Here is a 20840-nt window from a genome sequence, read left to right on the forward strand (position 1 = left end):
ATTGTTCGGGCTGTGATGGCCCGGCGACAGGCTGATTAGGATTGGACTGACCCGGGTTTGGTTGACCATACGCAGACTGACCGGGATATGAAGGACTCTGAGGGGGGCTGCGCTGGATAGGGTTGTCCAGGGTAGGGTTGTCCATATGGAGGCTGATCAGGATGTGGCTGCCCATAGAACGGCTGGCCAGGATAGGGGGGCTGGCCATAAAAAGGCTGACCAGGATAGGGAGGTTGCCCATATGGAGGTGGGCCAGCCAGGTAGGGATTGCCAGACTTCCTGGCCAGGCTGCGTCCCAGCAGACCACCTAATGCGCCCATGCCCGCGCCAACACCAATCGTCAGCAACAATGATATTACCACGCCCAAAATACCACCCGCTGTCTGGATCGAGCGTGTGGCGTCCGGCGAAAAACTGCTACTCGCTGGCTGAGAAGCAGAGAGGCGATTCAATGTAACGGTGAAAAACATGATCGTAGCAAAGATCGCATAAGGCACACCATCAAACACAGCGGTCCAGATACCCGCGATCGTGGCGGTCCCCACCCTACCAGTCTTGCGAGCTACCAGCGTACCCACTAAAAAGTAGAGGCCCAGGTCGATCAACCCGGCCAGACCACCAGTAAAGAGCGGGAGAACCAGACTAGAAGAGAGTAAAAAGGTGTTGATGCAGTAAAAAATGACGCCCACCAGAAACATACCCAGACCAAAGATGAGGCCATAGAGAAATGAGAGTCTTCCTCCTTCAGGAGGACGCTGATAAGGCTGCATAAAATACTCCTTACTATAAGCAGCGCGGCATCTCATATATATTGAACATTCATTTATTCAAATGAGATGATGGAGCATATTAAATTTTTCTTGCTTCATTATAAATGAAAATAGGATCTAGCACCAGTAGGGTGATACAGTACTTCAAGCTTTATGGTCACCGCGTCTTCTACCCCATTAATACGCAACTACCATAACTCAGGTTTCGAAAAAAGATGATGTTCGTTCACTTTGGCGTACTGGCTATCATACAAGTATAGATGTGTCCGGGTGCGGCATGCTATGCCTGAAGGATATACAAGCTATAAGAAAATGAGAATATATAAGAACGGACAGCTCCATCGCTGGCTGGTTCCGCTATATCTATTGATCGCGGCCCCCAGCATTACGTGTCCACTGACAACAGCCGGGCTTCCTTTCCGTCTGTTGGTGGGCAATATACTGTTTATGGTGGTGGTAGCGATTGGCCTGCTGCGCGGCCTCAGGGCCAGAACCAGGACCGGTCCGCCCTCCCTTCCACCGCATATCTTGCTGCCTCTGATGCTTTTAATCTTACAGGGGTTGGTCTCGATTATCTATGCCAGGCTTAATCCCGCACTGTACACAGCCGATACATTGCACCATCTGGACAACGCATGGACGCTTCACAACATTGCCGAGATGCTGCTGCTCCTGGGACTACCGATGGCACTGATCGTGCTGCCACAGTTTGTCCAGCACGTGCACGATGTGCGGCGGATCGTCACGGCCTGTACGGCACTGGGCCTGTTCTACGCGCTAATCGTAGTCTGGACCGCGCCCTCCGAACATTATGTGCACCTTATGATACCGACCGTGCGGCAGCTATCCCTATTCAGCCGGGTGACAGGCATATCTGGCACACAACTTATCTTCTTTGTGTGTATCGCATTCGGACAGGCACTCTATGCCCGCCGGCGTGTAGCGGCCTGCTATTGGTGGCTGGCGACCCTGATACTGATCCTGGCGACCGCGCTCTCGCTTGAGCGCACCGCCTGGATAACGCTCTGTGTCTCGGCTATGATCATGCTCGGCCTGCGTCACAAGAATATTGGCGTACTCCCCCTGATCGTGGCCCTTCTTCTGCCATTCCTATTACCGATCATCCTTCATATGCTCATCCCAAATCAGAGCAATACCGCTGATGATCAGTCCAGGTGGTGGGAGGCATTGAACATCTGGCAGCGCCATCCATGGCTGGGCGTCGGCGCGGGCAACTATCAGTTTGCGGCCCGCCTCTATGGGATGGATGCCCGGGGAGGGGCACATAATCAGTTTTTAGAACTGCTGGCCGAGATGGGCCTGCAGGGCGTTCTCTGCCTGCTGTGGATGATTATCGCGATCGGCTACATCAGTCTGCAGCGCTTCATGAGGGCGGTAAGCGCCGCGGGCAAGGCCATCGCTCTATCCTATCTGGGCTATTATATAGCCCTGCTCATCCTTAGTTTTAGTGGGAACACATTTCTCCCCTCGCTGGGAGAGATACATGGCACCGCGGACCAGGTCCTCGCCTCGTATCACTGGTTGCTGCTGGGAATCGTGCTCGCCTTACCCAGGTGGGAGATCGCGGGTACGCATCCCGCGCTCCCTAAGCCTTTACCGGATCCCCAAAAACAGCTACAGACAGAACGAGAGCCATCCACATAATACTGTCAGAAGGTTGATAAATAACTAATCATAACTTTTATGCTGCCCTGTACAATAATCATAAGTAAACAAAATAAATAAGCCATCTTCTGGTGTAGCTAAGGACTGATTATTATGCGCATCTTATTCATTACTCCACAGGTGCCTTCGCGCATTCAGGCACGCTCATTTCATTTGCTCAAAGAGCTCTCGCGGGAGCATGACATAGCCCTGGTGGCGTTACTCATGCATCAAGATGAGTTGACGTTATTAAAAGAGATTGAGCCCTATTGTGTTTCTATCGATCTAGTGCCACATTCGCAGTGGCGCATGTACAGCAATCGTCTGCGGGCATTCGCGAGCCGCGTCCCTTTACATATCGCTTCCTACCGCTCTCCTCTGCTGGTCCAATGCCTGAAAGAGGTGATCCAGCGCCAGCGGATCGAGCTTATTCAGGCCCAGGGCGCCGAGCTGGTCCCTGCTCTTAATAGCCTGCGCGATGAGGTGCAGGTGCCTATTGTCTATGACGCGATCAATTGCGCATCCTGGCGGTTGCAGCAAACGTTGGATACGCGGCATCGTCCACATCCAGGGTGGTTCGCCCAGAACGCGCTACAGAGGATGCTCCACTTTGAACAGTCCGCATTGGGACAGTTTGAGCAGATTGTAACCGTCGATGCATCCGAGCGAGACCGCCTGGGCTTGCTAATGGGGCGGCTGCATAACGTCAAGGTCGTTCGCAATTGCGTGGATACCGAGTATTTCAAGCCCCGGCGATCGCGGCCCGAGCATTCCAGTACGCTGGTCTTCTGCTCTCACCTGGATACATGCGCCAATGCCGAGGCGATCCTGCATTTCTGCGCACATATTCTGCCGTTGATCTGGCAACAGAAGCCAGAGACGACGTTGACAATCGTGGGCTCCCATCCTCCTCTAGCGGTGAAGGCACTGGCGGAGGATGCGCGCATTACGGTGACCGGATATGTGCCAGATGTGCGCCCATACCTGGATCAGGCGGCGGTTGCCCTGGATCCGCTGCTGGTCCCTGGTGGCCACCAGTTTAATGTGCTTGAGGCCCTGGCAATGGAGACCCCGGTTGTGACGACACCTCGCTGTAGCCGATCACTGGGGACGCTCAATGGTCAGCAACTACTCGTGGCCGAGGGTCCCCAATCCTATGCTGAAGCGGTGCTGACATTGCTCAGCTATCCCTTACTGGCCCGAGCCATTGGGGAACAGGGACGCAAATTCGTCATCACCCATCATAGCTGGGCCAGTGCGGCGGCCATGCTCAATCAAATCTACGTAGAGCTATCGGGGAACGCCGAACTCCACCATACCGAAACACCGTTACCGTTCACCCATAATTCCCACACCGAACACATCCGAAAAATGTAGGATATATGGAAAGGCTCATTTTATGACCATTCAGCAGTATATGCATGCCGCAGGGAGACGCTGGAAATTGATCGCCCTGTGCGTTCTCATCATGGGAATGGGAGCATTTGTAGCCAGCAATTGGCTGGTTCAGCCGGATGTGTGCGTGAATACAACTCTGGGTGTGGGCGGGGGATTCCTGATCGGGCTGCTGCTTCCCTTTTTTCTGGAGCTCCGCGATCCTCACATATACGAAGAAGAGGACCTGATGCGGCTGGTCGACTGGCCGCTGCTCACGACCATCTGGCGGGAACGCGCCGCTCGCAAGAGAAAAGGGCGCAGGCTGGAGGAACTGCTGAGGCCTCTCGATCAGAGTCCCAATAGCGAGGCCTATCGCCTCTTGCGCGCCAGCCTTGGCCTCCTTCAAGCACACAAGCCTATCCGCACGGTGATGGTTGTCAGCGCTACCCCACAGGAAGGGAAGAGTACGATCGCGGCCAACCTGGCCATCTTTATGGCGCGAGCCAATCAAAAGACGCTCCTGATCGATGCCGATCTGCACCGTCCGACGCTAGCGCAAAAATTCCATCTGCCACCCGATCAAAGCGGCTTCAGTTGCGCCATCACGCATTGTGAGTCGGCACAGCAAGCCATCCCCGGCTCACCTACCACCATTTTAGAAGAGTTAAGCAAGGGCAAACATAGCATGCTCAAGGACTATCTGCACTCCGGCAACATTCCTAACTTGCTGGTGATGCCGGGTGGTCCCCTGCCATCCGATCCGCCAGAACTCCTGGATTCGCAAGCCATGGATCACTTTATGGCGATGCTCGACGAGAGCGATTTTGATGTAATCATCTTTGATACACCACCCCTGCTGGGCCTATCGGACACAGCCATTCTGTCGGCGAAAGTCGACGCGATCCTGGTGGTGGTTGATATCACGCGGGCCCGCAAGAAAGACATTCAGCGCGTATACCAGCAGTTAGCGTGGCCGGGTTGCCAGGTGATAGGCTGCGTTATCAATAAGCAGAAGCTACGCGCCCGCGATCTGCCCGCGCACTACTATCAGAATAGGGCCGACGACACTCAGACCCGGAAGCGCTCAGGCAAGCTACCTCGATCAGAAAAAAAGCCTTCCAGTCCAGACAGCCCAGCTACAACGTCCAATCGCAAAGCCGGCCTCTTAAAAGGTCCAGACCGGAAACAGCGGCAGCCAACACAACACATCACCAGCATAGATACCTTGCCGCTACCGTCCATCGCCACGCGCACGCCCGAGGGATATCTCCAGATCGATAAAGATGTGCGCCTGTATTATAAAGTAGTCGGAAATAAACCGCAGACAGTAATCATTCCGGCCGCCAGCTGGCTGGCGGACGACCTGGTGGCGCTGGCTCAGGAGTATACCCTGATCTTCTATGATCAGCGCGGTCGCGGCAGATCAAACGCGATCAGCACGGCCGATAAAATTGGAATGCAGCAGGACATCAACGACCTGGAGGCGATACGCCAGCACTTCAATGTAGAGCACTGCGCCCTGCTCGGCTGGTCCTACCTGGCCAGCACCACGGCCTTATATAGTCTGCAGCATCCCAGGTACGTCAAAAGCCTGATCGTGGTGGCCCCCATGGCTCTGCGCAGTGGCCCATATGAGGATCCGCGCATGCTCGATCCAGATAGGCGCCTGGACCCCAGGGCGATCAAACGGCTGGAGGAGATGCTCAGGCAAGGCATTGACAAAACAGATCCCGGCACCTATAACCGTGAATATATCAAGGCGACGCGCCTGCCGCGCCAGATGGGCCGACCGGCCGCCCTCGCCAGCATGAAGAGCGATCCCTGGATCTCCCCCAATGAATGGCCAGATGCCATCTCGACCTTCTTTGACATCTTTGCCCGTTCAATCGGCGATTGGGACTGGCGCGCCCAGCTTGCCAATCTCAGGGTTCCGACGCTGATCATTCATGGCTCGGAAGATCTCGTACCGCTATCCTCTTCCACGGAGTGGGCTCAAACCGTGCCCAGCAGCCGTCTGCTAACCATACCAAGCGTAGGACACTATCCCTGGCTGGAAAGCCCAGAGGTCTTTATGCCAGCGGTTATCCAGTTCATCAAGGAACACTGGCCAGCAGAGACCCTGGCGTTGCCGGACATGGTCGCTTCACAACCACGCCGCAGAAAACGCTGACATCTGGCATGCAAGCGGCAATAACAACAGAGAGCTTGCGGATTACATCAGGGACGATGTTGCACCATTGAGCGCAGATGCACACGCTCAAGCAGCGACGCCGCCTGCTCGCAGAAGGTCCAGAAGAAAGAAACCTGTGACCCCGTACGAGCCAGATTCTCTTCCATGCGCTCCAGCGTAGCAAACCAGGGTACAGGGTTGATGATCCTCAGGCAGAGGACGCCAAACGACTGGTCGTCGGCCTTCAAAGGGATCAAGCGCAGAGTTGTAATCGGTGGCACAGACTTATAATAGCGGATATTGAGTGTGGCATCCTGCTTATATGGCTGCGAGGTTGAACGCTTCTCCATCAGACGACCCTCCAGCATCGCCGTGACCGCCAGCAGGCGCTCGTCATAATCTAATGCAAAACCGCCTGGACCAGAAGTCATCAGTTGCTTTAATGCACCTTGCTCGTCAGGCAACAGCAGGGCACAATGGCTGACGCCCCAGGCGGCAAATACCTTGAGCACAGCCAGCGCCACAAGTTCTAACTGGTCCTCTAACGACTCATGGGAATTGCTCAAGCGAATCAGCTCATAGAGGATACGCGCCTCGCTCTCACGCTGCCGAGCCAGGGCCGAGCGCTGGCGTAGCACAATCGTCAGCTGGCTCGTCAAAATGGCGGTGATCAAAAATACGAACAGGGCAACCCATTCTTCCCAACGATTGATCGTCAAGAGGTAGAGCGGCGGGACCAGAAAGAAGTCAAACGAAAAGAAAGCCACAAACGAGGCCAGCAGAGAAGCATAGCGTCCAAAGATACTGGCCAGCGCCAGTATCACCAGCAGATAGATAATGGAGATATTTGGGATGCGCGGATAAAGCTGGAAGGTGGCAATCAGCGCGGTCACCCCTAATGTTGCGCCAAAGCCAAACACGCTCTCTAATAAAATCCCTCGCCAGCTAAATGGTTTGCGACCTCGAAGTTGAGGGATACTTTCTACGTTTTGCATATGCGTTCTTCTTTCAAACAAAAAAGCAAAACCAGGTCCGAAGAATGCCAACCGCTAACAGGATGTCCATCAAATGACGATATCTATCTCATTAACTATCAGGTCTTCCTATTATATGCCTTCTTGACACTCCACCCGGATAATGCAGTTTGAAAATTAAAGGTGGAGTATGATAGGCTGAGAAAAGAGAGGTGAAAACGGGAAGGAAAGGCAGAGGTATGCGAAGACGAACAGTGGTTCTCAGTGAAGAACAGAAGCAAGAATTGCGCGATTGCCGCGATCACCATCGCTTGCCCTACATGCGCACCAAAACAGCCGCAATCCTCAAAGTCGGCAGTGGCATGACGATCAGAGAGGTGGCCGCTCACGGACTCAACAAGTCTGTCTCAGAAGACTATGTGAGTCAATGGATTACTCGCTATCAACACGAGGGCTTAGAAGGCCTCTTGGTGCGCGATGGACGAGGCCGCAAGCCTTCTTTTTTCCCCTGTGCACCACAAGAATATCGATCTGGCAACCGCCGACATGCAAGGCGTGCTGGCACGCAACCCTCGACTCTACGAGCATGAGCAAAGTCGCTGGACCCTGGCAACGATCAAGGCGACGATCAGTTGGTTGAAGCAAAGTAGTCTCTCAGGCATCAGTCGGTTGCTCAAGCGCTTGGCAATTAGTTATAAACGAGGAAGGCAGACGGTGCATTCTCCTGATCTGCTTTACAATGAGAAAGTGGCAAGGATTCGGCAAGCGCGCTTGCAGGTGCAACGAGAGCCACATCGGTTCGCTTTTGTCTATCTTGATGAGCATCAAGTGGCTCGCAATGCGACGATAGCACGCAGTTACAGCGGACGAGGACAAACGGCTCAGCCAGCGCAGCAGTATGCGGGCTTCAACTCGATGTTTCGTCTGATGGGAGCCTTTGATGCACACACGGGAGCGCTGATCAGCAAACGCTGTTACCGCGCCGACGTGAAAACCTTTCTCCTGTTTCTGGTGCAGGTAGAAGAGCAGTATCCTGATGTCGAAGAACTCTTCATCGCCCTAGACAATTGGTCTGTGCACGTGAATAAAGAGGTCCAGGCCTCTTTAGATGCGCGCCACAGCAAGATCCGCTTGTTGTATTTACCCACCTATGCACCATGGCTCAATCCCATTGAGAAGATATGGTTAAAGTTGAATCGGGAGAGAACACATATGCATGAGTATTTTGAGAAAACGAAACCATGGAGGGAGTGGGTTGATCAATGGCTTGAGAATATGCGAGAAGGTTCACAAGAGATTCTTCGGGAAACAGGGGTTCTCCTCTTGGTATCGTTGCGGCTTCCAACGCCAGAATCTCTCCTGTTTCCCAAAGTCCACCTTTAATTTTCAAACTGCATAATCCGGGGGATTCTTCTTTCAGCCATCGGACGTGCTCAACAGAATTGCTCCTGCTGAGGAGAGGTCCGATGTCCAGAAGCGTTTCATGCACTCACAGGTACATCAGTTCCCGTATGCCCTACGGTACTGAGTGCCTTGTCTACAATGTTACGCGCCGCGTTGTGGTCACGGTCCAGAATCAGGCTACAACTGGGGCAGACGTGGGTACGCACGCTCAGGGATTTCTTGACCCGTGTGCCACATCCTGAACAGTCCTGGCTGGTGAACTTGGGAACCACCTTGATCACAGCAATGGCATGGATGGCTCCGTAGGTGTTCACCCAGGCCAGGAATCGACCCCAGGCCGCATCATTGATCGACTTGGCAAGGTGCCTATTGCGTACCATGTTGGGAATCTTTAAGTCCTCGTAAGCAATGAGATCGTGAGATGTCACTAACGCGTTTGCCTGTTTGCGGGCAAAATCTTCGCGCTGCCTCTGGACTTTCAGGTGGGCTTTGGCGACGGCTTTTCTGGCCTTCATCCGGTTCTTTGACCCTTTGTTCTTCCGGGAGAGTCGTCGCTGGAGGTGTTTCAAGCGCTTTTCCGCTTTGCGATAATAGCGAGGATTCTCAACGGTATTGCCGTTGGAGTCCGTGTAGTAGGCATTGAGCCCGACATCAATACCCGTGATGGCTCCAGTCGGGGCGTGTTCAACCACCCTTTCCGCTTGAATGGCAAACTGGCAAAAGTAGCCGTCTGCGCGCCGAATGAGACGCACCCGCTTGATCTGCTTGATGGGGAAGGTTTCAATGTTCCGGGTGCCTACCAGACGGAGCCGACCGATGCCACAGCCATCCGTAAACGTGATATGGCGTCCATCCGGCGCCAGTTTCCAACCTGATGTCTTGTATTCCACCGAACGGCTATCATGTTGAAAGCGGGGATAGCCTTTCTTGCCTGGTTGATGCGCTTTGCAGTTGGCGTAGAAGCGGGAAATCGCCGACCAGGCGCGATCGGCGGCCACTTGACGAGCGGTGGAGTTGAGCCGATTGGCAAAGGGATAGTCGTGGGCCAGGACGGCACAATATTTCTGCAGGTCATTGTTGCCCACCCCACGTTGATCCATCCAGAGGCGCAGACATTTGTTGCGAATGAATTGGCAAACCCGGATGGCTTCATCAATGGCTGCATATTGGGCTTTGGAGCCAGAGAGTTTGTATTCGTAGGTGAGCATGGGTACCTCCTTGCCTTGACAAGCGTGTTCTGTTATAATTATACATCGTAATTATGATGTATGTCAAGAAGGAAGTATGCGATGGAGAAGATGGTTCGAACCAACTTGTATCTGCCCACCTATCAGAAAGAGAAGCTAGAGCAGATCGCCCAAGAAGAGAATACGAGCGCATCCGAGATGGCACGGCGAGCGATCGATGCCTATCTGATGTGGCGCGACCCTAAATATCTGTCCCATCCCAAGCCCCAAAGAAGGAACGGCGATTCATCCCCGCCATGAATGGACGGGGCTTTCTCGCTCGCTTTTTGTAATCACATACCTATGCGCAAAAATATCTATTGAAATGCAGAGGAAAGCATGCTATAACAGAAGAATATTTTATTACTGACTATCAGAAATAAGGATGTTCTTATGCATTCACAGGACCCACCTCGCCTGATTGACTTTCATAGTCATTATTATGATGAAGGCTGGCTACCGTTGCCCTCGCCCCAGGGAGCGAGTCGCATCGCGCGCGCCTGGCCTCTTCTGACAGATATTAATGCGCAACTGGCGGCGATGGATGTGGCTGGCATCGATGCGAAAGTGGTCAGCGCACCGGCCAGTACGATCGTCTCGCCCGTCGAGCAGCTCCCTATGATCTTGATCGAGCGCATCAATGATCAGATCGCTGCATTGGTGGCGCGCTATCCGCAGCGCCTGTTCGGCCTGGCTACCATCGATGCCTTCCAGGGTAAGGCGGCCGCCCGTGAGGTGGTGCGCGCGATCAAAGAGCTTCATCTATCTGGTATCTGCATTGATTGCTCGCAGGGCGGCCATTACCTGGATGCGCCACAGGTCCGTCCAGTATTTGAGACGGCATCAGAACTGGGCATCACTGTCTTTATCCATCCCGTTAGCCCGGCAGGCCTGACGGAACGGCTGGCACGTATGGGACACACCGGTACGCTACTGGCACGAGGAACGGAACATACCGCCAGTATGCTGACACTGCTGCGCGGTGGTATCCTGGACAAATATGCCGGTCTGAAAGTTGTGCTGCCAATGATCGGCGTAGCAGCCCTGATCTTCGCGGGCATAGCCGAACAGGAATATACCCGGGACGATGGCTGGAAGGGCGCGCCACCCGCCAACGCACGCAAAAATCTGTATATTGACACGATGGGTTTTGATCTGCCAACGCTGCGCTTCGCCCTGGATGTGCTGGGACCAGAGCACCTGCTCATCGGGAGCGATTGGCCAATTATGCCCATCACGAGCCGCCGGCGCATCGATGAACTCCTGGCCAATCTCAATCTCAGTGAAGAGCACAAGGCGGCCGTGCTCAGTGGCAATATCGAACGCCTGCTCGCACTCGGCACCCATTATTAACCTGTGTCAGGAAAGCGAACCATAACGCTGCATATGCTGGCGCTCTCGCTCTAGCGCATCGGCCGGGAAAGGCTTTTCGCCACCGATTGAACGTGCATCCAACGTCATCTCGGCCGCTTCCTCCATAATCACAATCAGCTGCGCCGCGGCCTGGATATCCTGGCTAAATGAGAGCAGACCATGATTACCCAGCAAGACCGCTGGCACCAGGGGATGGGCGCGTAGCTGCTTCACAATATTATTGACCGATGCTTCAGAGCCGCGAGGCGCCCAGTCAGCAACCGGAATATCCTCAACGATGCCAAAGCGAAGCATCGCCTCATACACGCAGGGCAGCGGCTGGTTGGCCAGGGCAAAGCTGGTCACACGCGGCGAATGCGTATGGATAACAGCCTGTACGTGCTGGCGTTCACGGTAAACACAGGCGTGCATGCCGATAATCTCGCGCGTCGTTGGATCGAGCGCGCCCTCAATAACCTCGCCGTCAAAGTTTACCACCACCAGTTGTTCAGGCTGCAGGTGCGCGATATGACTGATAGAGGTAATCAACATCAGATCTTTTCCGGGCAGGCGCACACTCATATTGCCGTGTCCACTGCGCGAGAGCACGCCCGTTTGCGCGAGGAGCCGGGCCGCATCGACCATCTGCTCACGCAATGCGCTATAACTTAAAGCCATCGTTTTCCTCCCTATCGATCCTTCCGTTTTCCAGCATCCTGCTTTATTATAAGCCAGCAAAAATGTTGCCCAACCATGCTCTTAACAAGAGTAACAAATACAGGCAAGAGCGATGCAGTTCACCATTTTTGCGGCTGCTGGATAAAGCGGGTATAGATGCCTGATCCCCCGATGGTACATAAAATATCCGTGGTCGGATCATAGGTCATATCGCCTTGCTTCTGCAACTGCAGGTGCGCGGGGGTCGGCAGTTGGGACAGGGTGCTTTTATCCGGTACCTTCGCCTGAGCATAGCCAAAGTGCTGAAAGACCTGCTGTGGATGGTCACATACTTTCTGCAAGCCTGCCACTAATGTAGTCTCGCGATTGTGAATAGTCTGTGCAGCCCCGGTTTCATCGGGCATGGGGAGCAGCCAGACCGTGACCAGCAGCGCGAGAATAAGCAAAACACCGACGACACGCCAGCGATGCTGGCGCAGGCGATGTATGGATTTAAACATGCCAAATCGCCAACGCACCAGCCAGCGATCAAGTTCATCAGGTGGACCGCCGAGGGGCCGAGAGTTTCTTGCTCCCAGGGGCGAGGGGAAGTCGCGAAAAGGATATTTCATGGCACTTGGGTCCTCTCTAGCTTGCTGGATAAAACCAGGGGCTAGCCAGGTAGCTTAATTGGTTTTACGCTTTCAGGCAGTATACAGGACAAAAAGTATATGAACCTACATTAATAATAATAATATAAAAAACTCTAGAATGGTAGGTAATATTAATCGCTTTTGATTTCACCGCTTTCTAGCTGGCTCTGGATCAGACTGGCATAGAAGCCGCCCAGATGTAACAGTTCGCGATGTGAACCACGCTCGATGATCTTGCCCTGATCGAGAACCAGGATCTGGTTGGCGTTGCGAATCGTGCTTAAGCGATGAGCAATGATGATCTGCGTGCAGGCGAATTTGCGCAGGTTGTGCTCAACCGCGGCTTCGGTCACGACATCCAGGCTGCTGGTGGCCTCGTCCAGCATCAAAATGGCGGGTGCGGTAGCGATCGCTCGCGCCAGGGCGATGCGCTGACGCTGGCCGCCCGATAACGCGCTTCCGCCTTCCGAGACAAAGGTCTCGTATTCCATGGGCATGCGCATCACATCATCGTGCAGCGAGGCGATCTGCGCGGCTTTAATCACACGCTCCATACTCATTGAGGGATCATTGAAGGCGATATTCTGCCGTATCGAGCCGCTGAAGATGTTGGCCTCTTGCATCACTACCCCGAATTGTGAGCGTACTGCCTGGTAATTCATCGCGCTAAGAGGAAGATTGTCGTAAAAAATCTCTCCCTCGGTCGGCAGATACAGACCAAGCATCAGCTTGCCCAGGGTCGTCTTGCCCGATCCCGATTTACCGACCAGCGCGATCTTCTGACCGGCCGCGATATTGACATAAATATTTTTCAATACAGGGGGCGAATTGGGATCATATTGGAATGAGACACCTTCCAGGCGTACACTGCCGTACAGGTGCGGCGGCAACTTGACCGCCATCTCGTCCTGCTCAGGGGTCGCATCCATCACATCCGAGATACGCTCAAGGTGAGCCTGGATGTACTGCAGGGTCTGCGCACTATTGATCAGGGATGACAGCGGCGTCAAAAAGGCGATGGCCAGCGCATTCAGGGCCAGCATGGTGCCGACCGACAATTGATTATTAAGTACCTGGACGGTACCCACCCACAGCAGCAGAAATGGGGCCAGCGAAGACAGGGAGCTCATGCCGGTTGAGATGAGCGAGGAGAGATAGTTGCGTCGCGCGGACACATTCATCTGCTCAAAAAAGAAATTGGACCAGGTGCTACGGGCTCGCTGCTCGGCGCCCGCGGCTTTCAGAGAGACGATCCCTGTGAGGACCTCCGAGAAATAGCCCTGCGCCTTGCCACTGGCGATCAGCTCGCGCCGCGCCAGTTCGCGTACCGGGCGCGCGGTCCACAGCAGCAATACCCCCTGCAGCGTACCTATCAGGAGCACGATAAAGGCGATCAAGGGTGAGGCGGTCAGCAGGATAAAAAAGTAGACCACGACAAACACACCATCCAGGGCCGTCGAGATGAGTTGGTTACCGATGGCATCGCGAATCACCAGGTTGCTACTCAATCGCGAGATCAGGTCACCGCTGGAGCGCTGCTGAAAGAAGCGTAGAGGCAGCTTGAGCAGATGATCAAAGAAATTGAGCATCATTTCCATGTCCAGTCGCGCCTGTAGATACGCCAGCACCGTAGCACGCAGCAGGGTGGTGACGGTCTGAGAGATGATGAGCAGCAGGAGGCCGATACTCACCAGTGTCAATCCATCGCGCAGCCTCAGAGGTAGAATCTGGTCCACGACGATCTCGGTAAAGATCGGCACGACCAGTCCAAAGGCCTGCAGGAGCAGGGAAGCCAATAGGATCTGTCCCATCGCGCCCGGAGCCAGTCCCAGGTAGCGCGTCACATATGAGCCCAGGCTCACGCGCTGAGATGGCGCCGTTTCCGTTGAGAAGTCGGGGCCGGGCTCCATCATGATTACGATGCCGGTAAAGCTGCGATCGAACTCTTCTCCGGTCACGCTGCGACGCCCACTGGCGGGATCAACAAGGTACACCTCATCAGGGGTCCAGCGCTCAACGATCAGAAAATGGTTAAACTCCCAGTGAACGATGGCCGGGAGTTTAACGTTACTGAAGTCGTTCTCTTGCAATGAGATCGCGCGCACCTTCAAGCCAAAGGCGCGGCCGGACTTTACCAGTGCCAGCGCGTTCAGGCCGTCGCGCCCAACGCCACAAAATTCGCGCATCTCGGCCACGGTGGTCTTGCGCTTGTAGTAACTCAGGATCATCGCCAGGCAGGCCGCGCCACATTCGACCGCCTCCATTTGCTGCAAAGGAGGCACGCGATGTTTATGTGTATATTTTTTCGGCGGCACGGCCGGAGCTTCAGCTTTGGGGGTTGGCGGAGGGGCCGGCGCCTCGGAAGGCATCTGAACCGCAGTCGGGTCCTGTGCCTGCTCGCGCGCCATGGCCGACTGCAGAGACAATGCCTGCGTTAAAATCGTGCGCTCACGATGATCGATCAGATCCTGTACTTCAGGTGCTATCGGCTGATTTGGAGCCTGTAAGTCCGCCAGGTAGGCTGAGCGACGTTTGCCCGATTGTAGAATCGAGGCATCCAGATCATTAGCTTTATTGCTCACTTTGTACCCCCCACAAATTGACCAATACCAGGGATCAGTGCCAGCACAGGTCGGGTGCCAACCTGTATCTGAGCGGTCAGGGCGCTACCCGCCAGTGCTTTTAACGACAGCTGCGGAAGCGTTTTGATCTTGACCACAATCGACGGCTCCTGTACCACGTTCCAGCCGTTGCTGCCCGCATCAAACTGGCGCCGCAGATCCGTCGGCGCCAGAGCATTCTTCGTTACACTCTCGACCGTCGTTGTAAATGCGGGTCCGCTGGTCCCGATATGGACCAGCACCGGCATGCCCACCTGTACGGCATCCACCTGGCTGGCCGGGATAAAAATATACATACCAGCGGCTTGCTGGCCCGTCTTCTGGCCCAGCACAATACCCGACGTCGTAGCGAACAGTGGAATGCGCCCGAACCAGGAAGCCACGACCGCAACCAGCAGCACAGCCAGCGCGATCCATAACACGGCCGCCAGGCGCAACGAAATCAGACGCGGTACTACCACCTCTTGCTGCTGCTGTGAATAATGCTTTAACGCGCGCTCACGATATGGAGAAGGCCGGGTTGACAAGCTATCTACCTTTCATTCTAGAGATATATCCCACCAATATTTTGTTATATAAACGTCCACCAGGCCAGATTTTAAACAATAAGTGTGCTACAACACTAATGCCTCTACAGCTCAGCGTCAATAGATAGAAATATGTATTTCCCACCTGGCAGTGGCTCGCTCTTCTCTTACCGGGGCACGTGAGCACCCCCGCACGGGCATCCGCTGCGCGGCCGCATTTGTTTGATGAGTTGGTGAGCACCACAGATGTGAGATATTAGCGATATACAAAACAAATGAAAGTGGGGGGAGAGGTTCTCCAGGGCGGTCAGCCCTGGAGAACCCCTCCCCCCACTTTTTGGATTTTGGAAAAATCCGGGGTCAGTGTATCGCAGAAAGTGGTTTGACCGGCCCCACTTTCTGGATGGTTTCTTGCAGCTGCTGCTGCACATCATTGAGGGCTTTAGACGGATCGACCTTGCCGGTATTGTAGACGGGCGATAACACGTTTGTAATCACACTGTCGAACTGACCATAGCTAATCGCCAGGTGATTGATCGATTCCCTGCCATGGTCCAACGAGCCCTGGGCCAACTGCATCAACTGATCATTGGACAATGCGGGCATAACCTTATGGGTATTCGCCGCCCATTCCGGCAGCAATTGCGACCAGGGGGGAACGGCACCGGACGTCTCCATATAGGATTTAGCGCCATGGGCGGGATCGCATAGCCACTGGATAAATGTCCAGGCTTCTTTGGGATGTTTGGAGTCCTTAGACATCATCCAGGGGTCGGTAAACAGGACATCCTGGGTGTTATTGCTGAAGTGTGGTATGGGAGCCGCCGCCCAGTGGAATGTGGCCGGCTTGTTCGCCCAAAATCCCCACACGCCGGTCATAGACATACCCACTTTACCGCTCAAAAACCCATTGAGCAAGCTGGCATCAGCAGGCAGAGGCGCAATTTGATATTTGTACATCAGGTCGCGTTTCCACTGCACCGATTTCACGACGAGCGGATCGGTCGCGGTAGTCGCTGAAACAACGCCATTTTGATAGGTAGACTTCTGGAAATAATCACCACCAAATAGCATTGGGTTGGCGTTTTCCGGCCACAGATCATCACTCATGCCATACTGGCGATTATTCAAAGAGGCATTCTTCACCGTCATGGCCTGAGCATCTTTCAGCATGGTATCCCAGGTCCAGTTGGGATCGTCCCAGCTGGTCGGCGGCATCGGCAGGTTTGCCTTCTTGAACATGTCTACATTATAGAAGGTGTAACTGCCACCGGTTGAAAACGGGATGGCGTAGACATGGCCGTTGACGCTATACTGGTCCAGCAGCGTCTTATTCATACCGTCGAAGGAGAAATGGCTGGCCTGAATATAGGGATTCAGGTCGGCAGCAAAACCACGATAAACCTCGTCCGCCCAGCTATTGTTGCCCCAGGTTGAGAAGACGTCGGCCGGTTCCCAGCCAACCTGCATCGTCACCAATTTCTGATCGAAATTTGCCCCCGAGGGAACCATAACCAGCTTGATATGGATAGTGGGATGCGTGGCCTCAAACTCATCGACAGCCTTGTATTCCCAGGGATTGATGTTGACATCGGTGCGTACCAGCCACGTCACCGTGGTTCTGCCCGAGAGGGTTTTGGCATTCACGCCCAGCACGCTACACCCGGTATTGACCAGAACAACCAGGCATAAAAATGTACCCAGTAGTAGTGTTCTGCTTAACCATTTAAGCATTGAGTACCTCGCTTCATCAGAACTCGATACGTCCGGGCTTGCCTGCCTCGCAAGCCCGCTTATCTCTCTTTTACTGCTGCTTCTCTATGGAGGGCCGGGCAACGACGATTCCTTGAATGATGTAGCGCTGCGAGAAGAAGAAGACCAGCACGCAAGGGATTACCGCTACCAGCGCGGCCGCCATCAAGATGTTCCACGCGGTGGAACCGTAGGCCGCCGTATACTGGGACAGGCCCAGACTGATGGGATAGGACTCGTTTGTATTGAGGTAGATCAATGGACCCATCAGATCGTTCCAGTGGAACATAAAGGAGAAGATGGCAACCGCCGCCAGCGCCGGCTTGGAGAGCGGCATGATGATCCGCCACCAGATAATCAGGTGATTGGCCCCATCCAGTTTGGCGGCCTCCACGACGTCGCGCGAAATACCGCGAAACGCTTGCCGCAACAAGAAGATCAGATAGGGACTCCCAAAGAAGGTAGGCACAATCAACGGGAGATAGGTATCGATCCAACCCAGTGAGCGGAACAACAGGAACTGCGGGATAATCAATACTTCATACGGGATCATCATAGTCGCGAGCACGAAGATAAAGACGATGTCGCGATATTTAAAACGCACATGGGCAAAGGCGTAGGCAACCAGCGAGGAGGAAAGGATATCCCCGATAATCGTCAGTAAACAGTAGGCCGCCGAATTTCCCATGTATTGAAAAACCGGAACCGCCGTCAGCGCCGTCACAAAATTTGACCACAGTGGTGGGTTAGGAATGATAACAGGCGGAAATGCGCTGACATCAGCCAGTGGCTTCAGTGCCGTCGACAACATCCAGGCAACCGGTATCAAGAAGATGATCGCGAAGAGGATGAGCAAGGCATAGACGATTACCTTGTTGATACGCTTGCGCAGCAGCGCCCTCTTCCTGGCAGAGTCCATCTGTGTTACTTGCAATGACATATGATTACTCTCTCTTTCACTAGGCCTCGTAGTACACCAGGCGCCGGCTGATCTGCAGCATCGCGATCGTTAAGGCCAGGATAATGACAAACAGAATCCATGCCTGACTGGCCGCATAGCCAAATTTAAAGTACTGGAAGGCATTGTTAAACAGATAGAGTACATAGAACTCGGAGGCGAAATTCGGTCCACCCTGCGTGATCACATATCCCTGCACAAAAATCTGGAATGCTCCAATCACGCCCGTGACCAGGTTTAGCAGGATGGCGGGACTGATCATCGGGATAGTCACATACCTGAACTTATGCCAGCCATTAGAGCCATCGAGGGATGCCGCCTCATACAATTCGGGCGGAATGCCCTGTAAAGAGGCCAGAAAGACAATCATCGGACCACCCAGTCCCCACAGGCTCATGAGCACAAAGGACGGGATCACCGTGGACTCATCCTGGAACCAGAGCAAAGATGGTAGATGCAGCAGGTTCAATATATAGTTGGCGATGCCAAGGTCAGGATTGAAGATCCACTGCCATAAGAGGGAGAGCGCGACGCCCGCGATGACGGTCGGCATGTAGTAGATGGTGCGGAACACTCCCAGGAAGCGGACGCGCTGATTGAGCAGCAGAGCCAGCAACAGAGAGCCGATCAGCGCCAGCGGCACCGACAGCACCACGTAATACGTCGTTACCGCCAACGATTTCAGGAAGATAGAATCCGCAAACAGGGATGTGTAGTTCTGCAAGCCAATAAAATTGGGAGCACTAGATGTTCCCGTGTAATCGGTAAAGCTCAAAATAAATGAAGCTACCACTCGGGCCACCGGTAAAAAGGATGAAGCCAATCACCCAGGGAGAGATCAACAGCCAGAAATCCCTGGCCTCCCGAGCCTCCAATTTATCCTTGTGGCTCCGTCGCCCGGACCGCCTCTGGGTGTCGGCGATCTGCTTAGCATTGGTGTTAACAGCCTGTATACCAGACGTACTCATGCTCGCTCAACCTCCTTGCATGCTTTACAATGTGTTCTAAACAAACTTCATCCATGAAAGCTTGTGTTATCAGAACGTTAATCCCCTGATGCTTTACTCAAAGGCGAATGGTGGAAATAGAGGGATGGAGAAAAGGAGCAAGTGGGATGGATCGGATGGGCCAATGGAGATACTGCTTATGCATTATACACCTACCTTCATGAATTAGCACATCTTCAATGATTAGCTAAAAAGGTCACAATAAGTTTGTATAAGTAGCACACGTCTACCACAAACTTATCTCGCTTGTTCAAACTATGAACGCCGCATGGATATAGTAAAGCATATAAGTAATCATAATGATTTTTCTGTAAAAGTCAATGCTATTTTTCTGCAAAAAAGTCTGTAATGACTTATTGACTTTTTACGTCAGCCGTGGTATCTACAGAATAGCCAGGTAATCTGTAGTTTGCAGCAGGAGAAAAACACGTGACTCGTTCGGTAACAGTGAAAGACATCGCCCAGATAGCTGATGTATCGATTGCAACTGTTTCTAGAGCCCTGAATAACCATCAAAATATCAATGCGGAGGTCAGGCAGCGTGTGTTGCAGGTGGCAGCTGAACTGGGCTATTTTAAGGCCGCGACGCGCCATACTTCATCAAAGCAAAAGGACCTGCAGATCAAGAAGATCTGTTTCCTCTTATGCTATAACGAGTTCAATCAACGCCAGGCCCTGAGCGATCCCTTCTGGGCCGGTGTGCTCCATGGGGTGGAAACAGAAGCGCGCAAATACAATCTCCAACTGGTCTATCAGGCCATCGATTATCAGACCCCACCCTACAGCCTGCAGGCGCAGATACATGAGATGGAGGTCGATGGTATCCTGCTGGTTGGCCCCTCCGAAGCTCAGACGATCCAGACCATTCAGGCGGTGAACATGCCTGTTGTGCTGGTGGATAACTCTATATCAGGCCTGACACAAAAAGTTGATAGCGTACTATCCGCCAACTATGAGGGCGCCAAACAGGCTACGCGCTATCTAATTCAACAGGGATACCGGCACATTGCCTATATCAATGAACATAGCACCCGCGATTTTCCCGGCAATATGATCCACTCGTTCACCTGGCGGCAAAAAGGCTATCAAGATGCCCTACTTGAGGCGGGAATCCCCCTCGATGACCAGATTATTTATCACTCCTATCAGGATACGCTCGCCGTCTGTAAAAATCTGGTGGAATTGATGGATCCTCCGCGAGCCCTGTTTTGCGCGAATGATCCAGTCGCCAGCCGGGTCATTAAAACGTTGCGCGCGCTGGGTTTTCATGCGCCCCAGGACTTCTCTATCGTTGGCTTCGACGATGTTGAGCTGGCGGAGCACCTGACACCTCCGCTGACCACGATGCGCGTCCATAAAGAGGTTATGGGGGCAGTAGCCGTGCAAACGCTAATTGCACGCGTCAGCAATCCCGAAGCAATTCATATGAATCATATTCTGGATGTACAGCTGATCATTCGAGACTCAGTACTACCGCAGACACGTTAAAATTACTTTCTCTTACGAAAAGGTTAATCGTCAAACTGTAGACTCATAAACTAACGAGCATTGCTCAACTTTTGGGATCAACTCAACAATAAATAGAGCCAAATTTGTTGAGAGTAAATATTCTGTGTAAAAAAGGCCCCAAAGTTGTAACCTCAAGCAATTTTTCTGTGTTTTCTTTGGTTAGAGGTAAAAAATAGAACCCATTTTTTTTATAAAGGTTTTATTCTATCCAAGGGAG

19 protein-coding genes are annotated in these 20840 nt (G+C 53.4%); 8 read left to right on the plus strand and 11 right to left on the minus strand.

All coding sequences use genetic code 11. From position 1 onward, the window contains the following. Positions 1–35: 35 nt before the first annotated feature. Complete coding sequence (locus tag AABA21_RS06565; protein WP_338248182.1) at positions 36–770, minus strand: hypothetical protein; 735 nt, start codon at positions 768–770, stop codon at positions 36–38. Positions 771–1082: 312 nt separating this feature from the next. On the opposite strand from AABA21_RS06565, the gene AABA21_RS06570 reads away from it, so the two are divergent. The 3 genes from AABA21_RS06570 (at position 1083) to AABA21_RS06580 (ending at position 5982) form a co-directional block, all read left to right on the plus strand. Then, complete coding sequence (locus tag AABA21_RS06570; protein WP_338248183.1) at positions 1083–2435, plus strand: O-antigen ligase family protein; 1353 nt, start codon at positions 1083–1085, stop codon at positions 2433–2435. A 114-nt stretch (positions 2436–2549) separates the two neighbouring features. Continuing rightward, the gene (locus AABA21_RS06575; RefSeq protein WP_338248184.1) at positions 2550–3812 is read left to right on the plus strand and encodes a glycosyltransferase family 4 protein; all 1263 of its coding nucleotides are present in this window, start codon (positions 2550–2552) and stop codon (positions 3810–3812) included. A gap of 22 nt (positions 3813–3834) precedes the next feature. After that, a complete protein-coding gene (locus AABA21_RS06580; protein ID WP_338248185.1) occupies positions 3835–5982 on the plus strand; it encodes an alpha/beta fold hydrolase in 2148 nt (715 codons plus the stop codon). Positions 5983–6029: 47 nt separating this feature from the next. Here the strand turns inward: AABA21_RS06580 and AABA21_RS06585 are convergent, their stop codons facing one another. After that, positions 6030–6977: a DUF4118 domain-containing protein gene (locus tag AABA21_RS06585; protein ID WP_338248186.1), complete on the minus strand. Its 948-nt coding sequence runs from the start codon at positions 6975–6977 to the stop codon at positions 6030–6032. Positions 6978–7195: 218 nt separating this feature from the next. Here AABA21_RS06585 and AABA21_RS06590 point away from each other — a divergent pair, with 218 nt between their 5' ends. After that, positions 7196–7546 carry a COG3415 family protein gene (locus tag AABA21_RS06590; protein ID WP_338248187.1) on the plus strand — a complete coding sequence of 117 codons (351 nt, stop codon included), beginning with the start codon at positions 7196–7198 and terminating at the stop codon, positions 7544–7546. Then, positions 7467–8339, plus strand: coding sequence for an IS630 family transposase (locus tag AABA21_RS06595; protein WP_338248188.1), 873 nt, complete (start codon positions 7467–7469; stop codon positions 8337–8339). The genes AABA21_RS06590 and AABA21_RS06595 overlap by 80 nt, the downstream gene beginning before the upstream one ends. A gap of 98 nt (positions 8340–8437) precedes the next feature. Here the strand turns inward: AABA21_RS06595 and AABA21_RS06600 are convergent, their stop codons facing one another. Continuing rightward, positions 8438–9568 (minus strand): RNA-guided endonuclease InsQ/TnpB family protein, encoded by a 1131-nt coding sequence (locus tag AABA21_RS06600; RefSeq protein WP_338248189.1) that lies wholly within the window; start codon positions 9566–9568, stop codon positions 8438–8440. An 81-nt stretch (positions 9569–9649) separates the two neighbouring features. Here AABA21_RS06600 and AABA21_RS06605 point away from each other — a divergent pair, with 81 nt between their 5' ends. Next, positions 9650–9847, plus strand: a complete 198-nt coding sequence (locus tag AABA21_RS06605) for a ribbon-helix-helix domain-containing protein (RefSeq protein ID WP_338248190.1) — start codon at positions 9650–9652, stop codon at positions 9845–9847. Positions 9848–9979: 132 nt separating this feature from the next. Then, entirely contained in the window at positions 9980–10939 is a 960-nt protein-coding gene (locus tag AABA21_RS06610; protein ID WP_338248191.1) for an amidohydrolase family protein, read from the plus strand. A 6-nt stretch (positions 10940–10945) separates the two neighbouring features. Here the strand turns inward: AABA21_RS06610 and AABA21_RS06615 are convergent, their stop codons facing one another. From AABA21_RS06615 to AABA21_RS06650, 8 genes are all read right to left on the minus strand, one after another. After that, positions 10946–11617, minus strand: a complete 672-nt coding sequence (locus tag AABA21_RS06615; protein WP_338248192.1) for a class II aldolase/adducin family protein — start codon at positions 11615–11617, stop codon at positions 10946–10948. A gap of 119 nt (positions 11618–11736) precedes the next feature. Beyond that, a complete protein-coding gene (locus tag AABA21_RS06620; RefSeq protein WP_338248193.1) occupies positions 11737–12228 on the minus strand; it encodes a hypothetical protein in 492 nt (163 codons plus the stop codon). A 152-nt stretch (positions 12229–12380) separates the two neighbouring features. After that, positions 12381–14831: a peptidase domain-containing ABC transporter gene (locus AABA21_RS06625; protein WP_338248194.1), complete on the minus strand. Its 2451-nt coding sequence runs from the start codon at positions 14829–14831 to the stop codon at positions 12381–12383. Beyond that, positions 14828–15397, minus strand: a complete 570-nt coding sequence (locus tag AABA21_RS06630) for a hypothetical protein (protein ID WP_338248195.1) — start codon at positions 15395–15397, stop codon at positions 14828–14830. Before AABA21_RS06630 ends, AABA21_RS06625 begins: the two co-directional genes overlap by 4 nt. A 360-nt stretch (positions 15398–15757) precedes the next feature. Continuing rightward, positions 15758–17131: an extracellular solute-binding protein gene (locus AABA21_RS06635; protein ID WP_338248196.1), complete on the minus strand. Its 1374-nt coding sequence runs from the start codon at positions 17129–17131 to the stop codon at positions 15758–15760. 70 nt (positions 17132–17201) lie between these two features. Beyond that, positions 17202–18089, minus strand: coding sequence for a carbohydrate ABC transporter permease (locus AABA21_RS06640; protein ID WP_338248197.1), 888 nt, complete (start codon positions 18087–18089; stop codon positions 17202–17204). A 19-nt stretch (positions 18090–18108) separates the two neighbouring features. Next, entirely contained in the window at positions 18109–18882 is a 774-nt protein-coding gene (locus tag AABA21_RS06645) for a carbohydrate ABC transporter permease (protein WP_338248198.1), read from the minus strand. After that, positions 18851–19075 carry a hypothetical protein gene (locus tag AABA21_RS06650; protein ID WP_338248199.1) on the minus strand — a complete coding sequence of 75 codons (225 nt, stop codon included), beginning with the start codon at positions 19073–19075 and terminating at the stop codon, positions 18851–18853. The genes AABA21_RS06645 and AABA21_RS06650 overlap by 32 nt, the downstream gene beginning before the upstream one ends. 468 nt (positions 19076–19543) lie before the next feature. Here AABA21_RS06650 and AABA21_RS06655 point away from each other — a divergent pair, with 468 nt between their 5' ends. Then, positions 19544–20602 carry a LacI family DNA-binding transcriptional regulator gene (locus AABA21_RS06655; RefSeq protein ID WP_338248200.1) on the plus strand — a complete coding sequence of 353 codons (1059 nt, stop codon included), beginning with the start codon at positions 19544–19546 and terminating at the stop codon, positions 20600–20602. The last annotated feature ends 238 nt before the right edge of the window (positions 20603–20840 follow it).

The organism is Dictyobacter halimunensis (genome assembly GCF_036245075.1).